This window comes from bacterium (genome assembly GCA_040756715.1).
In the GTDB taxonomy this organism is placed as follows: Bacteria; UBA9089; UBA9088; order UBA9088; family UBA9088; genus JBFLYE01.
Window position 1 is genome coordinate 1 of sequence record JBFLYE010000190.1, and the last position, 2,827, is coordinate 2,827.

General features: G+C 36.5%; 3 protein-coding genes and 1 tRNA gene. 2 read left to right on the top strand and 2 right to left on the bottom strand.

Annotated elements, in window-relative coordinates; translation table 11 throughout:
• Positions 1-549 precede the first annotated feature (549 nt).
• Positions 550-1,062: a M23 family metallopeptidase gene (locus AB1397_07235; GenBank protein MEW6482770.1), complete on the bottom strand. Its 513-nt coding sequence runs from the start codon at positions 1,060-1,062 to the stop codon at positions 550-552.
• Between the two features lie 27 nt (positions 1,063-1,089).
• Positions 1,090-2,421: a TldD/PmbA family protein gene (locus tag AB1397_07240; protein MEW6482771.1), complete on the bottom strand. Its 1,332-nt coding sequence runs from the start codon at positions 2,419-2,421 to the stop codon at positions 1,090-1,092.
• A gap of 85 nt (positions 2,422-2,506) precedes the next feature.
• On the opposite strand from AB1397_07240, the gene AB1397_07245 reads away from it, so the two are divergent.
• Together AB1397_07245 and AB1397_07250 are read left to right on the top strand one after the other, a co-directional pair.
• Positions 2,507-2,588, top strand: a tRNA-Leu gene (locus tag AB1397_07245).
• A gap of 7 nt (positions 2,589-2,595) precedes the next feature.
• Positions 2,596-2,745 carry a hypothetical protein gene (locus AB1397_07250; protein MEW6482772.1) on the top strand — a complete coding sequence of 50 codons (150 nt, stop codon included), beginning with the start codon at positions 2,596-2,598 and terminating at the stop codon, positions 2,743-2,745.
• Positions 2,746-2,827 lie beyond the last annotated feature (82 nt).

Sequence of the window (2,827 nt, forward strand, 5' to 3'; positions counted from 1 at the left end):
ATTCTACATTGTGTGAGCAATTAAGGGAGGGGAAGAAATAATAGGGAGGAATGAAGGTAGCATTGGGATAGGAGGGAATTAGGGTATAGGTTTCAACCGGAAGGGAAGAAAACAAGAAGAAGCCTTTGTTGTCGGTTTGGGAGACCAAGAGTATAGGTGCCTGCATTTTTTTCATATAGGTGATTGTGTTCCAATATTATATATGTGGATATCCTCCTTCATCATAAGTAACAACAAGGTCTGGTCCACCATCATTATAGAGGTCAACAATACCCAAACTTGTATTCTCTACAGGCCCAAAGCCTTGATATGGCTTATATGTGTTTAGCTTTAATGGAACAAATGAAATCCGAAATTGAAAAATCCGAAATCAAAAAAAACAAAAATTCAATAAAATTGAAAATTCAAAACAATATAATTTATTTTGAGCAGTCGGGGAGTTTTTTCCCACTGCATAGTTTGAAAAGAGATCCTTCGTTCCCTTCGCTACGCTTGAGGGTTCTCAGGATGATGGGTCGGGATATTATTAAAAACTCCCCCACCCATCAGCTATTTAAGACTTTGTAGGTAAATTAAGGGATTCTCTGCCTTTCCTTTGTTTCTTATCTCAAAGTGAAGATGAAAGCCGGTTGCATTTCCTGTTTTTCCAACCAGGGCAATAACATCTCCCTGTTTTACCCTTTGGGAAGCTGAGACAAGGTTCTTTTTGTTATGGGCATAGACCGTGGCAAAGCCATTCTTATGCAAAATAATAATAACATTTCCATAGGTTGGTCTAAAATCAGCGTATGATACAATGCCATCAGCTGCTGCCCTAATTTCAGAACCCTCATTTGCTTTAATATCTATTCCCTGATGAAATTCTCCATTCCTTTTTCCAAACCCTGAGTTTATCTCTCCTTTAACTGGCCAGATGAATATTATTTTTGAAGGCTTTGTTTCTTCCTTCTTTGGAATTGTCCATTTAAATATGGTGCAACCAGAAAGAAAAAGAGAGAGGACAGAAGGCAGAAGGCAGATTGTCAGAGAAAAGAAGAGAAAAATTCGCAATTGCTTTGCCATACTTCGTATTCTGAAATTCGCAATCTTTTAAAAGTCTGTTTTTCCTGTGAAATTGAATTTCTCTATCTTAATAGTAGGGACATAGCAAGAGGATAAAAATTCTATAATCATTCCCTCTGATGAAAGGCGTCTTTCTTTTGAAATAAAGGATACATTCGACAGGCCGTCAATGATGGATTGAGTGAACCTCATATTCTTTATCGGATAGGAGACCTTTCCATTTTCAATAAAGAATGTTCCATCCCTTGTCATTCCTGTGATAACAGCCCTCATAGGCTCTATAACATTTGTATAGTGAAACCTCGTTATAAGAATGCCTTTCTTTGTGTTTTTTATTATCTCCTCTTTGCTTGAATTTCCCTCCTTCATAAAGAGATTGGTTGGTATAGGTCCAGTTGTATTTGGCTGTGGCAGGGAATGACCAGTGGATAATGTGTTTTCACGATTGGCTGTATAGGAATCATAGCAGATATTCTTTGCAATTCCATTTTCAATAAATATAACCTTTTCTTTGGAGACTCCCTCAAAATCAAATGGCATACCTGTTCCCTGTGGGTCACATCCATCATCCCAGATTGTAATATTCTCGCCCATTATCTTTTTCCCCATATTCCCGCACATAAAGCTTCTTTTTTCTTGAAAGGATAATGCACCAAACCCAACAAGCCCAAGGAACAAAAGCAGATCAGCCACAGCAGGAGGTTCAAGGATAACCTCATATTCACCCGGCCCAATTTCTTTTGGATTTATGGAGGATATGGCTTTTTCAATTGCTTCATTTCCTAATTCTAAATGGTTTATTTTGTTTATATCCCTTGATATGCTTGAGGAATAACCAGATGAGCCATCTTTTTCCATAACAATAACAAGGGATGCAGAGGTAAGTTGAGCTGAAACATCAACGCCAGATGAGTTAGAAATAGAAATAGAAACATTGCCTGTTTGTAATGCACCAGATGAGATACAGCCTTTGTTTTTTCCCATTTCTATTATTTCTTTTACAATATTAGCCTTCCTTTCAGGAGAACAATTGGCTGTATCTTTATAAAATGTGGGCATCTCTTTTATCAGGGTAGGCTTTGGAAGGGCTAAATTAGAATCCTCTTTAGCAAATTTGGAAAGCTCAATTGCCCGATTAACCGCATTTTTTATGGATTTATCGGTTAAAATATTTGTTGAAACAGAGCCTATTTTTTTATCCTTAATCACCCGTATCTTAAGGTATTTGTCTTCTTCATAAACATTCTGGTGGATAGAAGAATTTGCAAACCTTGTCAATCCAGAGCTATTTGAAACAAAGATAACCTCTGTTTCATCTGCCTTTGAATAATTTAATGCCTTTTCTAATACTTTATTCATTTAAATTATTATACAAGCAAATTTTGCCATCTGGCAAGAACTTTTTGCTTGCAATGCAAGATGTTTCTAAATTATAATAAAAAAAGCGAGGGTGGCGGAATTGGCAGACGCGCAAGACTTAGGATCTTGTGGGGAAACCTATGCGGGTTCAACTCCCGCCTCTCGCAGGGAAAGATGGAAGTTTTTAGGGCTATTATTGATTTGGTTGATAAAATTGTATGGCCAATAACAATATTGATTATGGTTGGAATGTTTAAATATAATATTGGAAGGTTTATTAATAGCTTGGTTGATATTTTTGAAAAAAGGGGAGGAGAAATATAGTATCTTCCATTACTTAGTGCAAAAATAGATAGGGTGTGTTTATCTGTTAAAAATTCATCCACCTTTTAAGAAATTTTGAATT